The sequence below is a fragment of the Turicimonas sp. TL08 genome, assembly GCF_054660695.1.
On record NZ_BAAGDP010000002.1, the window covers coordinates 158,687 to 174,913 of the forward strand.

19 protein-coding genes, 1 tRNA gene and 1 pseudogene are annotated in these 16,227 nt (G+C 45.2%); 11 read left to right on the forward strand and 10 right to left on the reverse strand.

The genetic code is table 11. The features are described 5' to 3' along the window. Positions 1 to 196 precede the first annotated feature (196 nt). From ACYQ4O_RS02000 to ACYQ4O_RS02035, 8 genes are all read right to left on the reverse strand, one after another. The gene (locus tag ACYQ4O_RS02000) at positions 197 to 721 is read right to left on the reverse strand and encodes a hypothetical protein (protein WP_460174575.1); all 525 of its coding nucleotides are present in this window, start codon (positions 719 to 721) and stop codon (positions 197 to 199) included. Between the two features lie 12 nt (positions 722 to 733). Then, a complete protein-coding gene (locus tag ACYQ4O_RS02005; protein ID WP_066590640.1) occupies positions 734 to 1,336 on the reverse strand; it encodes a hypothetical protein in 603 nt (200 codons plus the stop codon). Positions 1,337 to 1,385: 49 nt separating this feature from the next. Continuing rightward, positions 1,386 to 1,946, reverse strand: a complete 561-nt coding sequence (locus ACYQ4O_RS02010; protein WP_460174576.1) for a hypothetical protein — start codon at positions 1,944 to 1,946, stop codon at positions 1,386 to 1,388. A 22-nt stretch (positions 1,947 to 1,968) separates the two neighbouring features. Next, the gene (gene rlmD / locus ACYQ4O_RS02015; protein ID WP_460174577.1) at positions 1,969 to 3,423 is read right to left on the reverse strand and encodes a 23S rRNA (uracil(1939)-C(5))-methyltransferase RlmD; all 1,455 of its coding nucleotides are present in this window, start codon (positions 3,421 to 3,423) and stop codon (positions 1,969 to 1,971) included. 210 nt (positions 3,424 to 3,633) lie between these two features. Further along, positions 3,634 to 4,386, reverse strand: coding sequence for a LysM peptidoglycan-binding domain-containing M23 family metallopeptidase (locus tag ACYQ4O_RS02020; RefSeq protein ID WP_308512711.1), 753 nt, complete (start codon positions 4,384 to 4,386; stop codon positions 3,634 to 3,636). Between the two features lie 89 nt (positions 4,387 to 4,475). Next, positions 4,476 to 5,225 carry a 5'/3'-nucleotidase SurE gene (gene surE, locus ACYQ4O_RS02025; protein WP_460174578.1) on the reverse strand — a complete coding sequence of 250 codons (750 nt, stop codon included), beginning with the start codon at positions 5,223 to 5,225 and terminating at the stop codon, positions 4,476 to 4,478. A 325-nt stretch (positions 5,226 to 5,550) separates the two neighbouring features. Beyond that, on the reverse strand, positions 5,551 to 5,721 hold the full coding sequence (locus tag ACYQ4O_RS02030) for a hypothetical protein (protein WP_460174579.1): 171 nt from the start codon (positions 5,719 to 5,721) through the stop codon (positions 5,551 to 5,553). A 103-nt stretch (positions 5,722 to 5,824) separates the two neighbouring features. Next, entirely contained in the window at positions 5,825 to 6,601 is a 777-nt protein-coding gene (locus ACYQ4O_RS02035; protein WP_460174580.1) for a radical SAM protein, read from the reverse strand. A gap of 116 nt (positions 6,602 to 6,717) precedes the next feature. Between ACYQ4O_RS02035 and ACYQ4O_RS02040 the strand changes: the two genes are divergently transcribed. Further along, complete coding sequence (locus ACYQ4O_RS02040) at positions 6,718 to 7,092, forward strand: DUF4186 domain-containing protein (protein ID WP_460174581.1); 375 nt, start codon at positions 6,718 to 6,720, stop codon at positions 7,090 to 7,092. A gap of 28 nt (positions 7,093 to 7,120) precedes the next feature. On the opposite strand, the gene ACYQ4O_RS02045 is transcribed toward ACYQ4O_RS02040, so the two are convergent. After that, positions 7,121 to 7,546 (reverse strand): hypothetical protein, encoded by a 426-nt coding sequence (locus ACYQ4O_RS02045; protein ID WP_460174582.1) that lies wholly within the window; start codon positions 7,544 to 7,546, stop codon positions 7,121 to 7,123. A gap of 270 nt (positions 7,547 to 7,816) precedes the next feature. Between ACYQ4O_RS02045 and thrS the strand changes: the two genes are divergently transcribed. The 9 genes from thrS to ACYQ4O_RS02090 all read left to right on the forward strand — a co-directional run bounded on the left by thrS (position 7,817) and on the right by ACYQ4O_RS02090 (position 15,521). Continuing rightward, positions 7,817 to 9,739, forward strand: a complete 1,923-nt coding sequence (gene thrS, locus ACYQ4O_RS02050; protein WP_460174583.1) for a threonine--tRNA ligase — start codon at positions 7,817 to 7,819, stop codon at positions 9,737 to 9,739. 16 nt (positions 9,740 to 9,755) lie between these two features. Then, complete coding sequence (infC, locus tag ACYQ4O_RS02055; RefSeq protein WP_084081390.1) at positions 9,756 to 10,277, forward strand: translation initiation factor IF-3; 522 nt, start codon at positions 9,756 to 9,758, stop codon at positions 10,275 to 10,277. Positions 10,278 to 10,486: 209 nt separating this feature from the next. Beyond that, positions 10,487 to 10,684: a 50S ribosomal protein L35 gene (gene rpmI, locus ACYQ4O_RS02060; RefSeq protein WP_066590622.1), complete on the forward strand. Its 198-nt coding sequence runs from the start codon at positions 10,487 to 10,489 to the stop codon at positions 10,682 to 10,684. A 15-nt stretch (positions 10,685 to 10,699) separates the two neighbouring features. Continuing rightward, positions 10,700 to 11,056: a 50S ribosomal protein L20 gene (gene rplT, locus ACYQ4O_RS02065; protein ID WP_066590620.1), complete on the forward strand. Its 357-nt coding sequence runs from the start codon at positions 10,700 to 10,702 to the stop codon at positions 11,054 to 11,056. Positions 11,057 to 11,172: 116 nt separating this feature from the next. After that, a complete protein-coding gene (pheS, locus tag ACYQ4O_RS02070) occupies positions 11,173 to 12,189 on the forward strand; it encodes a phenylalanine--tRNA ligase subunit alpha (RefSeq protein WP_066590618.1) in 1,017 nt (338 codons plus the stop codon). A gap of 17 nt (positions 12,190 to 12,206) precedes the next feature. Then, the gene (gene pheT / locus ACYQ4O_RS02075; RefSeq protein ID WP_460174584.1) at positions 12,207 to 14,624 is read left to right on the forward strand and encodes a phenylalanine--tRNA ligase subunit beta; all 2,418 of its coding nucleotides are present in this window, start codon (positions 12,207 to 12,209) and stop codon (positions 14,622 to 14,624) included. Between the two features lie 18 nt (positions 14,625 to 14,642). Then, the gene (locus ACYQ4O_RS02080; RefSeq protein WP_084081389.1) at positions 14,643 to 15,017 is read left to right on the forward strand and encodes an integration host factor subunit alpha; all 375 of its coding nucleotides are present in this window, start codon (positions 14,643 to 14,645) and stop codon (positions 15,015 to 15,017) included. A gap of 4 nt (positions 15,018 to 15,021) precedes the next feature. After that, positions 15,022 to 15,417 carry a MerR family transcriptional regulator gene (locus tag ACYQ4O_RS02085; RefSeq protein ID WP_460174585.1) on the forward strand — a complete coding sequence of 132 codons (396 nt, stop codon included), beginning with the start codon at positions 15,022 to 15,024 and terminating at the stop codon, positions 15,415 to 15,417. A 27-nt stretch (positions 15,418 to 15,444) separates the two neighbouring features. After that, a tRNA-Pro gene (locus ACYQ4O_RS02090) sits at positions 15,445 to 15,521 on the forward strand. Between the two features lie 129 nt (positions 15,522 to 15,650). Here ACYQ4O_RS02090 and tnpA read toward each other — a convergent pair. Beyond that, a pseudogene (gene tnpA / locus ACYQ4O_RS02095) lies at positions 15,651 to 16,084 on the reverse strand (IS200/IS605 family transposase); the annotation flags it as partial. 53 nt (positions 16,085 to 16,137) lie between these two features. Between tnpA and ACYQ4O_RS02100 the strand changes: the two are divergent. Further along, positions 16,138 to 16,227: helix-turn-helix domain-containing protein (locus ACYQ4O_RS02100; protein WP_460174588.1), on the forward strand; the 90-nt coding region annotated here is incomplete at its 3' end.

Here is a 16,227-nt window from a genome sequence, read left to right on the forward strand (position 1 = left end):
ACCTTCTCTAGGAGAAGAAAATCTTGCCACTATTGACAATTATTCGATTTTATCACGCACAAAATAACGCAATTTCACATCAGTCGCATTTAGAGAAAAAGCAAACATTTGGAACAAGTTTGTCAGGCTCTCATCCTTAAATGGACTCTGTCATGATCGTTTTTCAATTCGGCCTCAGTTTCTTCGCCAACCTGCCTTAGGAATGCCTCGTTTTTTTGAACTGAAAGACGGAATATAGAAAAACAGCAAGATTAATTAAAGCAAATGCAATCAAGGCAAGCAGGGAATAAGAGGTCACAGACGCAAAAGACAAAGGCCAGACTAGCTTGGGTGCTTCTAAAAGACACAAGGCTGCTCCTGCAGCGTTGATACAAAACCACATGGTCAAGGTCTTCATTGCGGATCCCTGGGGATTGTTTTGAAAAAGAAGATAAATGAGGTAGACGGCCATCATTTCGCACAGTATCGAGATTGTGCCGACTGCCTTAACGTACCCCCAGCTGTTAAGTACGGTTCTTGGATAACCTTCTGTAAAGAAAAATATTTTTGCGAAGAAACAAATCAAAAGAAGCGGATTGACAATAAGTGTCAAAGCAGCTGCAAAATTCAGATACCTCTGTTTACTCGGGAACCTCTGTCGCAGGAAATAAGCAATGAACACCAAGAGGAGCAAAGCTCCTCCGATGACAACATAGTCATTTGAATCAAAGTGCAGAAGCATCAAACAGACTTACTAAGACGGGTAGAACTTAGCTACTTCCGGACAGAATCTGATATACGCAGTAATTCCCAAAAGAATTGCGATATAGACTGAGATATACAAAGCACAGTTATAGACGATAGGCTCACCAAGTTTGCCTAAGAAGAGGAAGGGGAGAATACTGGCTGCGCAGACTGTCATTAGTGCGGAACACCACATAAAACGGATGGCGCGAAACAGACTTCTTCTATTATGACGCACATACAGCATCCAAGCTGCCATGACGCTTTGAACCACGCTAACCAAAAGGAAGGCCCCGCAAACTAGTAGAAAGACTTGATCTAGAGAAGCCTTTCTGTGAAGAGATCCCGCTTGCATCGTTACTTGTTGAACGATGTGAGGACGCTCCCCGGCGATCCCTTCAAACATGGTATTCCATACGAAAGGCAGAGATTCCTGTGCAATTCCGACATTGATTAGGGGAAGAATGAGAAATAAAAAAACGATGCAAAAAGCCAGGCCCCACAAAGGAATTCCCCGGCCCTTGGTTTTAATGACATAAGCGGGGAACCAGACACAAAAACCTAAAGCAAATATCAACGCAAACCAATACTCAAAAACACCGCTTTCTTCCATTATTCCTCCATTTTTTAAGATCTATTATCGGACATCTTTTGTTAGATTTCTAGTGAAAACGTGCATCAGTCAAGCTATATGACCAGTAGACTTCTCTAGATTTATCGGAAAAAACAAAATAAACTCCTGAGAAAAATAAAGTGATAAGAAGCTCAAAAACGAAGAAGGTATTCGCCAGGTTCATATCAACTGAACCTCCATAAAAAAAGGAGGGCACGCCGAATAGACCAAGCAGGCTCAATGCGACGCTCAGGCACATAAAACCTAAGATATTTATTCCGATCTTTTTTCCTCTGCCTTGAATCAGCTGAATGACCACAACTAACGATGCGGCCACCGAACCTAAAGTAAAGGCCCATGCAGCAGAAGAGAACTCAACCACGTGCGGAAGCCCCCATGCGGCACCCATTTCTACCACTTGTTGGATTTCAAGGTAATTATTGCTTAGGATCAGCACGGGTAAGAAGAGAGAAAAGATAGAACACAAAATCGCAGATCCCCACGACAAACTCTTAACTATCCATTTAAAGAAAATTGCAGGTACAAAAATAACCGCGGCAAAAAAAGCTAATGTCTGGACGATAGCCTGGATCAAAACTGTAGTGTGCACAATCTTCCCGTCTTATTTCTTACTACTCGGAAGGATTTCCTTCATTATCTGGTTTGCTTTCTTCCTCGGCTGATTCTTCCACCTTCTCAGCTTTCTTTATTTTGCAAAGCTCAAGCTCCTCAGACGATCCTCTTTCAAACAATGCAATGCTCTCAACATGTCCGGTGTGCGGGAACATATTCATGATTCCGGCTGCTTTCAACACCCAGCCGCCCTCGTTAACGAGGATATTGCAATCTCGGGCAAGTGTTGCAGGACTGCAGGAGACATACACAATTCGTTCCGGCCGCTCCGAAGTCTCAGCCAAAGAAGTGCATAATGCTTGAGCACCGTCACGCGGAGGATCTATCAGCACCTTATCGATGCCTCCCATTTCCTTCCACAAGGCTGTCCAATCTTCTAACGTCCAAGTAAATAAATTGCGCTCTCTGAAGGAAGCTTTATCAGCAAGCCCGTTAGCGACCGCACTGGCTTCAGCCCTCTTAACAAGCTGTTCACTACCCTCAATACCAAATACCTTCGCAGACTTTGTAGCAATCGGCAAAGTAAAGTTGCCGAGACCGCAGAAGAAGTCAGCAACTTTGTCTGTTGTCCGGAGTTTGAGTAAACGAAGTGCACGGGTAATCATGACGTCATTTAACGCATGATTAACTTGTGTGAAATCTGTAGGCTTAAAGACCGTTGTAACGCCGGTTTCAGAATGCACAAGCTTCAGATTATTAAGGTTTTCCGGATCCATTGGAAAAACAGTATCCGGACCTTTCGGCTGATACCAGAATTCGACACCATACTGTCTCTGAAAATCTCTGAGCTTTGTTTCATCTTCCTGCGAAGGTGTCTCCAAAACTCTCAGCACTAAGGCAGTGTGTTCACCGGCAACAGCAATTTCAATCTGAGGAATTTTCTGACGAAGTTTCAAAGAACTAATGAGATCGCGCAAAGGTACCAGCAAATCACTTACTTTTTTAGGAAGGATTTTGCAGGATTTCATGTCAGCGATAAAACTTGAGCGTTTTTCGTGGAAACCAACCAAAACCGTATTCTTTTTTAGAACATCTTTGACGGACAAACGTGCTCGATGACGATAATGCCATTCCGGTCCGAAGATCGGCGGAAGAATACGCAGCGGTTTGACTCGGCCGATATGCTTTAAGGAATCCATGAGGACTTTCTGTTTGACAGCTACTTGAGCGCGTGGCTCTAAATGCTGCATAGCACACCCGCCGCAGCTACCGTCAGCCATGCCGAAGTACGGACATCCGGGGGCAACACGCAAAGAAGACTCTTTAAAAATCTGAGTAGCAATACCGCTCTCAAAGTCCTGTTTGTTGCGTATTCTTTCGTACTCAACCTCCTCTCCGGGAAGAGCTCCTTCAATAAAGACTACCTTCCCTTCCCGTCGGGAGACACCTCGGCCTTCCTGATCTAATGAATCCACGGTGACAATAAATTTGTCACGAACTTTTTGCTTTTTCATAGCACTCTCCGAAAATCGCCTCTAATCTATTCGGGATAGGAAGCAGAGGATTCGAGTAATAACTGTAACTGTCTTCACTAAAAACCAAACGGTAATACTTATTCAATATTCCGTCCAGCAGGATAATCTTACCGACTTTCCGTTCCACAGAAAATCGGTTTACGGAGGGCTATGTCCCTCCGTTTTTGTTTGAAACAAAGCGTTGCTTGATTATTTGGTAGGAAGCATTTCTACCGGGTTCAGCGGCTTGCCCAGCTTACGAATTTCAAAATGGACTCTCGGAGCTTCTGAATCGGTCTTTCCGATAGTTGCAATCTTCTGCCCCTTCTTAACCATATTTCCTTGTGCCACTTGAATATTCTTGAGATGACAGTAGGCAGTAACGTAAGTGGAATTATGCTGAACAATGACCAAATTTCCTAAATTTGTCATGTTGCCAACGACAATGACCTTACCGTCAGCAGAGGCAACGACTGAATCTCCCTCCTTGCCGGAGATGTCCACACCCTTATTATTAGGGCCGAAACTCTTAACGATACTTCCCTGTGCCGGCCACATAAATGTTCCGGAAGTTGAAGCCGTTGTAGTTGTCTTTGCTACAGGTTCAGATTTTGCAACCTCCGCCTGGCTTTGTTTGACCACCGGCGCAGCAGTTGTAGTTGCAGAAGCTTTCTCAGCTGCCTGAATCTGAGCTATCGCAGAAGAAGAGGAATTGACTGAGAGTCGAATACGCTGTCCAACTCTTAGCTGATTCGGATTTGTCATTCCGTTTTCTCTGGCTACCGCCTTCGGATCGACACCGTAACGACGGGCAACAGAATACAAAGTGTCTCCGGGTTGAACGGTATAGACCGTGGTAGAGGTAGGTCCTTCCACAATAGGCGCCTGAGATTTTCCAGAGAATGAGCAGCCTGAAATAATCAAAACCATTGCTACTGGCGCAAACAACTTACGGAACTTCATTTAATTACCTTCTTGGAACCTGGGCAGACATAAACGATAATGGTACCAAATTTATCCATTTTCGATCATCTAAAAAGCGGGTGAAATTACTACTTATTTTTATTCCACCAGGTGCGAATCTCTTCCAATTGGGAATAATCAGTCATATCCATATGAAGCGGAGTCATACTGACGTAGCCATGATCGACGGCCCAGAAATCTGTGCCGTACACATTATCCTTTGCATCCCCGGCCGGCCCCATCCAATAGATCTTTTCTCCTCTCGGATTAATTTGTTCAACCACAGGCTGGGCTGAATGACGTCGCCCAAGCCTTGTGACAATAACTCCCGACAACTCTTCAAAATACATGTTAGGAATATTCACATTCAGCAAAAACGGGGCTTTCAAAGGATTCTTGATGTAATCTCCGACGATGATCTCAGCAACGCGCACGGCGCTGTCTAAGTATGACCACCCGCTCTTTACCTGAGAGAAGGCAAATGACGGGCAACCGAATAAGTATCCCTCCATGGCGGCGGCAACGGTCCCCGAATATAGGGTGTCATCTCCCATATTCTGACCGCAGTTAATACCGCTCAATACTAAGTCAGGCTTTTCTGGCAGCAGACCGGTCATAGCAATATGCACACAGTCGCTAGGAGTGCCGGTAACAAAATAAAGATTTTCCTGAAGCTGCTGAATACGCAAAGGCAAATGAAGCGTCAACGAATTGCTTGCCCCGCTTTGATTTCTTTCAGGTGCAACGATCGTTACTTTTCCAAATTTCTTCATTGCTCGGGCCAATTCTTGAATTCCCGGAGCCAGATATCCGTCATCGTTCGAAATAAGAATATGCATTTTTATGTTCTTCTTTGGAAATTAGAGCCATTGCAAACTTTCTTTGTCAGTTAACTTCGGACAACTATGTTCCGTAAAAAAGACAAAGTATTGACGTTGGATTCACAAGCTAATTAGGAAAAATAAGCCGGTTATTATTGCTTTCCGCTCGGAATTCAAGATGAGAACGGCTCCGCATTTTCTCATGAGAAAGAATTTTCTCAGATTTTTTATCCTCTTGGATAGAACAAGAGCGGCGGTTACTCGAAGCCGGTTATTATTGTTTCCAGCCGTAAACAAAAAACCGCAGATTCTCTTTCCGCGGTTTTTTCGTCTGTCCTTAAAGTTAGGCTGCTGCCGGCTTATGCATCTGTGGCTGAGCTTTGGAAGCACTACTTAACGCTTCTTTGCCCTTCTCCTTCAACATTTCAGAGCCCTTACGGCTTGCTAATGCGATTAATTGAAGCGATGCACCAGCTAAGACCAAACTTTTCTTGGTGGGCAGTGTCTGTGGCATTTTGTTTCCTAATCGATGTTAATGATTTCATTCTATGAATCGATTGTGACAGCTAAATGACACAGAAAAAGACCGCCTCGTTTCTTACAATTTATTAGCAAATTCAATAGGAAACACTTACTCGAAAACCCTCATTTTTTAATCTTTGCCCGATTTCGTCCATTTTTTCCTTCGGTATTTTTTCCAAATCGGGTGCGGGCGTTTCGCGAGCAAGTGTATAAATCATGACTTCTTTCGGCTGAATTTCTTTGAGTGCCGAGATCCAGGGGACAATAAATTCTTCCGTTGTATTGTCTATTTCTTTTCCCTGTGTTCTTCCCTTGAGGAAAATTGTTTGTATGATCAGCTCTCCGTTGAACCTCTTGAGATTCTCGATCGTCTTCTTCAAGTCATACGAAGAATTCGGACGGTCCACCATTTTGATGAACTCCTCATTGACGGTGTCCAACTTCAGAATATTGTTGTCAACTCTTTTCAATGCTCTAAATACGTGCGGTTTTGCAATGAAGGTAGAGTTGCTCAAAACTGAAATCTTAGCCTTCGGGAAGTATTTGTCTCTTAGTTCGATTACATCTCCAACGATTTCTTCAAAGTCAGGGTGACTTGTCGGCTCTCCATTGCCTGCAAAGGTAAAGACATCGGGAGTAACGCCTTCTTCGGTAAGCTGTATTAGTTTTTTCTCAAGAACCGACTTCACTTTTTCTCGGGAAGGCAGCTTTGTATTTTCTCTATTGTCTTTATTAAAACCGCACTCACAATAGATACAGTCAAAAGAACAGAGCTTTCCGCCCTCCGGGAGCAAATTCAGACCTAGTGAGGTCCCTAGCCTTCTGGAGTGGATAGGCCCAAAAACCGGAGAGGGGAAGTTAATACAAGCCATTGAGATTACCTTTTTCTACAATTTCCAATATGTCTTGCCTACGGCAAAGTTAGTATTCTAGTTCCAACTCTTCTTTCTAATGTATGTATACCGATCTCGATAATCTTTTCCAAAAATTGGCACGCTCGAAATTCAGAAGCAAATTTCGGCTCAATTACGATGATCGGTTATTTGCAGAAATGAAAGGACAGGAGGTTTTGCGTCAGCATGCTCATGATTTAATTATCAAACGGCTGGCTCCCGAAGAACCTCTAAAGGACGGCAAACAAACACCGGTCAAAGGGCATCCGGTTTTCGTTGCTCAGCATGCAACAGGATGCTGTTGCCGGGGCTGCCTTCTGAAATGGCACGACATCCCAAAACATAGAGAATTATCTGACGAAGAAGTTGAGTACATCGTCAAAGTTCTTCTGGAGTGGATAGCAAGAGATTTGCAAAAAGAGCCTCGCAAAAGAAGAATCAAAAAAGGAGAGACTCTTCCGCTTCTTTAGCCTCCCCTTTTTTCAAACACTTGAGTAATTAATTGTCTAATTGCTCCAGCATCGCATCAATCTTTTTAATGCAATCTTTCTTCCAGAACTTATGCTGTTCTCTCACAGGCTTTCCGCCGAGAGCCTTGCAGTAAGCTGTTAAAGCCTTTTCAAGCTTGTCACTCTTTTCGGGGCCTTCCACACCAAAAATGTTATTAATGCGGTTTGCAGCGATAATGGCGCGGTCATTGCTCTTGCGGCCTTTGCCGTAGCCGAGCCAACGAGCCGGTCCGAAATGAAGCTCACCGTCCCAGTGATAAACTACAAACACGACACCTCTTTTTACGATATCGAGTCTGTCTTTCTTCGGAAGCTCTTCTAAAGCACGGATATTGCGGGCCAAACCCTTACGGCCGGTAACAAGATTCTTTTCTCCGTTGACCTTTGCATGAGCTTTTTGATTTGCCAAATCCATAATTTTCCTCTTCACGTTTTTCTACGATGGTGACCAGAGTAGACCTCACAATTGTGAGTGGGGGTTCTTGCGTACCAAATGAGGTATATAGCGCTTTGCGGTGCACACCAATTCGTAAGCAAAAAAGACAAAAAAAACAAAAACTCCTAGTTGCTCAACGGTTAAGATAAGTCTTTTGGCTTAGAATCGATAAAATGTGCGGAAAGCGCTTCCCTGTAATACGAATAAATTCAAGCGCGTTCCAGACTAATAACTACGGAGATTTTTTGAATGATTTCAATTACATTGCCTGACGGCTCTAAGAAAGAGTTTGAAGGTCCGGTAACTGTTAAAGAGGTTGCCGCATCACTTGGCGCAGGCTTAGCTAAAGCTGCGATCGCCGGTAAAGTAAACGGTAAGTTAGTTGACACAAGCTACCCAATTACAGAAGACGCAACACTTTCTATTGTCACAGATAAAGATCCGGAAGGTTTGGACATCATTCGCCACTCCACATCTCACTTGATGGCTCAGGCGGTAAAGGAAATCTTCCCGGGCTCACAAGTCACAATCGGACCGGTTATCGAAAACGGCTTTTACTACGACTTCTCTCTCCCCCGTCCTTTGACCATGGAAGATCTTCCTGTCATCGAAAAGAAGATGGACGAATTAGTGAAGAAAGATCTTCCCATCGTCCGCGAAGAAATGGAAAGAGACAAAGCTGTCGAATTTTTCAAGTCCATCGGTGAGGATTACAAAGCAGAAATTATTGCTTCAATCCCAACTAATGAAGCGATTTCTCTCTATCGTCAGGGTGACTATGTTGACCTTTGCCGCGGCCCTCACGTACCGAGCACAGGCCGTTTGAAAGTTCACAAACTTATGAAGATTGCAGGTGCCTATTGGAGAGGCGACAGCAACAACGAAATGCTTCAGCGTATTTACGGTACAGCATGGGCCAAGAAAGACGATCAGGCCAACTATCTGCATATGCTTGAAGAAGCAGAAAAACGCGACCACCGCCGCTTAGGTAAGGAATTGGATCTTTTCCACTTCCAAGAAGAAGCTCCGGGTCTCATTTTCTGGCACTCCAAGGGCTGGGCTCTTTGGCAGCAAGTTGAACAGTATATGCGCAACGTCTACCAAGAAAACGGCTACATGGAAGTCAAGGCTCCTCAGCTCTTAGACAGATCTCTTTGGGAACGTTCCGGCCACTGGGATAAGTATCAGGACAATATGTTCACAACTAAGTCCGAAAACCGCTACTACGCTCTCAAACCGATGAATTGCCCGGGCCATATCCAGCTGTTCAACAACACCGTTCGCTCCTATCGCGATTTGCCTCTCCGCTATGGTGAGTTCGGGGCTTGCCACCGCAACGAACCCTCAGGTTCTTTGCACGGTTTGATGCGTGTCCGCGGCTTTACTCAGGACGACGGTCATATTTTCTGTACTGAAGATCAGATTCTTGACGAATGCATCGCCTACAGCGATCTCGTTAAAAAGGTCTATGCAGACTTCGGTTTCCATGACATTTCTTACAAAGTAGCTACTCGTCCTGCAAAGAGAATCGGCGACGACGCCAGCTGGGATAAGGCCGAAAAAGCTTTGATGACTGCTCTGGATCAGGCAGGCATTAAGTTCGACATTCTCGAAGGCGAAGGCGCTTTCTACGGTCCTAAGATTGAATACCACCTTAGAGACTCTTTAGGCAGATCTTGGCAGTGCGGAACAATCCAGGTCGACTTCCAGATGCCGGGCAGACTCGGTGCTGAATATGTGACAGAGGACAATGAGCACAAAGTCCCTGTTATGCTTCACCGTGCTATTTTGGGCAGTATGGAGCGCTTCATCGGCATGCTGATTGAGCACTATGCCGGTTTGCTTCCGACATGGCTTGCCCCGGTTCAGGTCGGTATCGCCAACATTACCGATGAGCAGGCTGATTACGCAAAAGAACTGGTAGAAACCTTCAGAAAAGCCGGCATCAGATCTGAAGCAGATTTGCGCAATAACAAGATTACATATAAGATTCGCGAACTTAGCCTTCAAAAACTTCCCTATATTGTTGTTGTGGGAGCCAAAGAAAAGGCTGAAGGTAAAGTCTCAGTCCGGGCACGCGGCGGTAAAGACCTGGGCGTAATGACTACCGAAGAATTTATTAAACTTGTCCAGAAAGACGTTGAAGAACGCCGTAACAGACAAAATGATTAACTAACCGGAGACAAAAATAGCTCAAGAACGCACGCACCGGATCAATGGCGAGATCCGTGTTCCTGAAGTACGCTTGACCGGGGTTGACGGTAACATGATTGGTATCGTCAAAACCTCTCAGGCATTAGCCATGGCAGAAGAGGCAGGTGTTGACCTGGTTGAAGTCGCGCATAATGCACGTCCTCCCGTTTGTCGCTTGATGGATTACGGCAAGTTCCGTTATCAAGAGCAAAAGAAGGCACAAGAAGCCAAAGCCAAGCAGAAAGTTATTCAGGTCAAAGAAGTTAAGTTCCGTCCTCAGACAGATGAAAATGACTTCCAGACTAAGCTTAGAGCTTTGCAGCGCTTTATCGGAGACGGCAACAAGGCCAAAGTCACTCTTAGATACCGCGGCCGTGAAATGGCTCATCAAGAGTTCGGAAACGACCTTCTTAACCGCGTAAAGGAAGAGTTGGCAGACATTGCACAGGTCGAGTCTTTTCCAAAATTAGAAGGCCGTCAGATGATTATGGTTCTTGCTCCGAAGAAAAAGAAGTAAGAATTGACCGGAGAGCAGGGTTTCTGCTCTCCTTAGTTTTTGAAAATAACAATTGTTACTAGGAACATTAATTTTTCCTTGTAAATTGTTGTTTTTTTAGTGTATCATTGCGCCCTGTTCTGAATAGGGACAATAAGTGAAATCAGGCTAAAAAGATTTCTCCGTCGGAGAGACGCCTGCAATCATCAAATAATAAGGATCTCGGCAAAATGCCAAAGATGAAAAGCAAAAAGGCAGCTACCAAGCGCTTCAAAGTACGCTCTGGCGGCTCCATCAAACGTGCCCACGCAACAAAGCGTCATATTCTCACAAAACGCACGACAAAGAACAAACGTCATTTGCGCGGTATGGTAACCATCAATGAGTCGGATGTTAAAGAAATCCGCCGCATGATGCCTTACGCTTAATAGAAGGAGAATAGAATGCCTCGAGTAAAACGTGGTGTAACGGCTAGAGCCCGTCATAAAAAAGTTTTTGCATTGTCGAAGGGATTTTCTCTCCGTCGCAACAATGTCTATCGTGTAGCCAAACAGGCTGTCATGAAAGCCGGTCAGTATGCTTATCGTGACCGCCGCAACAAGAAGCGCGTATTCCGCCGCTTGTGGATTGCACGTATTAATGCTGGTTCAAGAGCTAACGGATTGAGCTACAGCAAGTTCATGAACGGTTTGAAGAAAGCCGGCATTGAGCTTGACCGTAAGGTTCTCTCTAACATGGCTATTTTCGACAAAGAAGGTTTTGCTGCTATTGTTGAAAAGGCCAAGGCTAGTCTCGCCTAATACAGCAACTGTATAAAATTTTTCGGCTTAGTCCGAAATCTGTCCTAGCAAAGGCCTGGTGAATTTATCTTCTCCAGGCTTTTCTTTTTTTCAAGTTAACTTTTTGTGTTCAAAAGATGGAAGACCTCAATCAAATAGTTGAATCTGCCAAGCAAGCATTCCAAGAAGCCCAAACGACCGCTTCTTTGGAAGACGCTAAGGCAAAGTTTCTCGGCAAGAACGGTCAATTAACTGAGCTTCTCAAAGGAATGGGCAAACTCTCTCACGAAGAAAAAAGAGAAAGAGGAGCAGCCATCAACAAGACGAAGCAGGCTGTAGAAGCACTTCTCAATCAAAGAAGAGAAGAACTTGCAGCTGCCCAATTAGAAAAGAGACTCTCTGCCGAAGCAATCGACATCACACTTCCGGGTCGCACACAGGGGATCGGCGGTATTCATCCTGTAATGAAGACCTGGATGAGAGTAGAGGAAATCTTTAGAACCATCGGTTTTGAAGTTGCTGACGGTCCTGAGATTGAAACCGACTGGTATACCTTTACCGCCCTGAACAATCCTCCAAACCATCCGGCACGCAGCATGCAGGATACGTTCTACGTTGACATGATTGACGAAACAGGCAAACAGATGCCTTTGCGTCCTCATACTTCTCCTATGCAAGTCCGTTATGCCCGCCAGAACAAGCCGCCAATTAAGGTTATTGCTCCGGGAAGAACATACCGCGTTGACTCAGATGCCACTCACTCTCCGATGTTCCATCAGGTTGAAGGACTTTGGATCGAAGAAAACATCAGCTTTGCTGATCTCAAGGGCGTTTACGTAGATTTCCTTCGCCGTTTCTTTGAAACCGAAGATCTTATTGTCAGATTCCGTCCGAGCTACTTCCCCTTTACAGAACCTAGCGCTGAAGTCGACATGATGTTCACAAGCGGCCCAAGAAAAGGCAAATGGCTTGAAATCAGCGGTGCCGGCGAAGTTCATCCGAATGTTGTCAGAAACTTCGGTCTTGACCCCGAAAAATACATTGGCTTTGCTTTCGGCTCCGGCTTAGAAAGACTGACAATGCTCCGCTACGGCATTGACGACTTAAGACTTTTCTTTGAAGGCGACCTCAGATTCCTTCAGCAATTTAACTAACGTCCAGAGGAAAAAGAATGCTATTTTCAGAAGAATGGCTGCGCCATTACATTAATCCTGATCTTGACAGCAAACAGTTATGTGAAAAATTAACCATGGGCGGGTTGGAAGTTGAAGGGATGGATTCCATTGCGCCTGAATTTCACGGTGTTGTCGTTGCTCAAGTTTTAACCGTCGATCAGCATCCTAACGCAGATAAGCTCCACGTCTGTACAGTAGACACTGGCAAAGGTGAGCCAATCCAAATCGTCTGCGGAGCCCCCAACGTCGCGCCCGGGGTCAAAGTCCCATGTGCACTTGACGGCGCTGTATTGCCGGGTAATTTCAAGATTAAGAAATCCAAACTTCGCGGTGAAGTCAGCAACGGTATGCTTTGTTCCTCCCGCGAGCTGGGAATTGATGAAGATCACAAGGGTCTTTGGATCCTTCCGGCAGATGCTCCTGTCGGCGAAGATATTCGCAAGTACGCCCATCTGGACGGCAAGAAGATTGAAATTAAGCTGACTCCGAACAGAGGCGACGCTCTCAGCATTCTCGGCATTGCACGCGATTTACGCGCCATGACCGGTGCTGAAATGACAACTCCGGATTTCTCTCCGGTTGAACCGACTTGCCATTGCACCAAAGAAGTTAAGGTTGAAGCACCCGAGCTCTGCGGCCGCTTCTCCGGCCGTATTATCGCCGGATTAAATGCCAAGGCACCTACTCCGCAATGGATGAAGGACCGTCTTGAAAGATCGGGTCAGCGATCTATCTCGGCCTTAGTTGACATCTCCAACTATGTCATGTTGGAGCTCGGCCGTCCGACTCACTTCTTTGACCTGGACAAAATCAACGGACCACTCGTTGTCCGTTGGGGCAAGGAAGGTGAAAAAGCCGAACTTCTAAACGGAAAGACCGTTGACATCGACCCCTATTTCGGTGTAATTGCTGACGACAACGGCGTTGAAGCCATTGCCGGCATCATGGGCGGAGAAGGCACTTCCATCTCCCTCGATACCAAAAACATTTTTGTTGAAGCTGCTTTCTGGTGGCCAACTTCAATTCAGGGCAGATGCAGAAAATTAAACTTCTCTACCGATGCCGCTTATAGATTCGAACGAGGCGTTGATTTTGCAAGCAATCCTGAACATTTGGAATACATCACAAAGCTGGTAGTGGAAATTTGCGGCACGCCCGAAACGAAGATCGGACCTGTCGTCGATCAAGTCGTTGCATTGCCTGAGACCAAGCAAGTTAAGATGCGTGCTGACCGCTGCCGTAAAGTCATCGGCATTGATATTACCGATGACCAGATGGAACAGTGCCTGAAAAATCTTAACTTCCCGTATGTGAAAGAAGACGGCGTCTTCACCGTGACAGCTCCTTCTTATCGCTTCGATATTGAAATTGAAGAAGATTTAATTGAAGAAGTTGCCCGCTTGATCGGCTATGAAGCTCTTCCTGAAATTCCTCCGCTTGCACGCATTCAAATGAAGGAACAGCCGGAAGACACCCGTACTCGTCATCAGCTCCGCAGCAAACTTGCAGGCTTAGGCTTCCAAGAATTGATTAACTACTCTTTCGTTGAAGACAAGGCTGATGCCCTCTTTACTGAAAAAGAAGACGTCATCAAGGTGTTAAACCCGATCGCAAGCCAAATGAATGTCATGCGCACTCAGATGATCTCCGGGTTAATTGACAATCTAGTTTTCAACTTAAACCGCAAGGCAGAAAGAGTCAATATCTTCGAATACGGTCGCGTATTCTGGAAGAATGATGAAATCAAAGGTTCCGACTCTTCCGTACAAGGCGTTGAGCAGCCGGTTCACTTTGCCGCTCTTTCTTACGGGGCTGCCGTTCCGGCTCAATGGGGTCAGGAAAAGCGCTTGGTTGACTTCTACGACTTAAAAGGCGTTCTGGAAGTCTTTGCTTTCCCGCTGAAGCTTCGTTTTGAAGCGTACAAACATCCAGCTCTTCATCCGGGACGTACTGCAAAAGTTATGCTTGACGGTGAACAGATTGGTTTTATTGGTGAAATTCATCCGAAGATTCTTCAGCAGTACAATTTACCGCATGCTCCTGTCGTCTTTGAGGTAGATGCCACTGCCTTGATGCAGACTGATGTTCCGAGCTATAAAGGTATTCCGAAACAACAGCCGATTTTAAGAGACTTGGCCGTTTGGGTTGATGATAAGGTTCCTGTTCAGGACTTGCTTGATGCCGTTAAGAAAGCATCTAAGACCGACCCAAGACTTCTTTCGTTGGCCTCTTTCGACTTGTTTGATGTGTACAAGCCGAAAAAAGAAGACACCGAAATGCAAGGCAAGAAGAGTTTAGCTTTCGCTATTAAACTGCAAGCTAAACAAGAAGCTCTTGAAGAGAATGAAATTGAGGAAGCCGTTGCCGCTTTAGTAGAAACTTTAGAAGCAAAAGGCGCTTCTCTCAGAAAATAATATTTTTAGAGGACAACAATGACAGAAATTTACGATAGCGAGGATCTCGCTACCTTTTCTACCGGTCTTGGACCCGATGAAACCCTGACTAAAGCGCATTTAGCCGAGCTTCTGACCCAAGAATTCGGTTATTCCAAAAGACAGTCAAGAAACATTGTCGATCTCTTTTTTGATCAGCTCCGCGCCTGCTTGGAAAGAGGCGAATCAATCAAGCTCTCAGGCTTCGGAAGCTTTCAATTAAGAGACAAGCCGGAAAGACCGGGAAGAAATCCCAAGACCGGTAAAGAAATTGCCATTACCGCCCGCAGAGTTGTGACTTTCCATACAAGTCCGAAATTAAGGGACATGGTGGAAGCTAACAGCGAGCTTATCGAGAGCAAATTAGCTAAGTAAGACTATGGCAAAGCTCTCGGAGTTACCGCGCATACCACCGGAAAAGAAATTTTTCAAAATTTCCGAAGCGGTAACTCTTTGCGGCGTCCGTCAAGATGTTCTTCGGTTTTGGGAATCTGAAATCCCTGCTCTTCGGCCTATTCGAAGAGGAAATCAAAGAAGGTACCGGCCTCAAGACATTTTACTGGTCCGTAAAATCCGGGAGCTAAGATACGGCAAAGGCCTCTCTATTGAAGGTGTTATTTCTGAGCTGAAAAAAGAGAAAGAGGGAGTTCCGGAGGAGCTTGCTCCGCTCGCCGCTCCTCCCGTTTCTCAAATGCTTTCAAAAGAAATGATTCGTGAGCTTCAAGAAATTTCTTCTAACTTAAAAGAGACTGCGGAGTTTTTGCGCAACAAGTGATTTTGGTGTAATATTCGCTTTCTCAGTCGGGGCGTGGCGCAGCCTGGTAGCGCACTTGCATGGGGTGCAAGGGGTCGCGAGTTCGAATCCCGCCGCCCCGACCATTTAATTTCAATAGGTTACTGCCTTGTAACCTTCCTTTCTTTTCTTTTTTATTTCTCCCAGAGTTATTAAAATCTTCTCGTCAGTCCGATTACGGATATAAGAGAGTTATTCATTTATTTTTACCTCGCTTAGCTCATGCGCAGGGAAACCTCCGTCCGAAAGGGCGGAGATGAGAGGCGTTTCGTTTTACCTTGATCTTGTACATATTTTTCTAAAGTCTCTGTCGTGACTCCTCCTGCCGATGCCGCAAAGTATGACGTTGACCAAAAAGAGCCACGGCTACTGAAAGTTCTTAACTCCGGAAATCTCTCTAGAGTAATCTTCGAAGAGTTAGCTTTTAAAAATCCTACGAGATTTGAAACTGAAATTTGCGGAGGCATTTGCAGCAGCAAGTGAATATGGTCTGCCTCTCCGTTAACTTCAAGTACGAAGCAGCCTTTTGATTCTGCCAATGAAGCCAAAATTCCTCTGAGCTCGGCCAATACCGGCTCAGACATTTTCTTTCTTCGATATTTTGTTGTGAATATCAAATGCACCACAAGATTGTGACCGAGTGTCTTTTTTACAGAAGGGGTAACTGATCTGTCATACAATTAAAGTAGATAAGGAAATGAGATGTTGCAGGCTACGAAAGTTCGGCTGTACCCGACTAAAGAACAAAAGGAATTTTTATCCGGCCAATTCGGAGCTGTGCGCTTTTGTTTC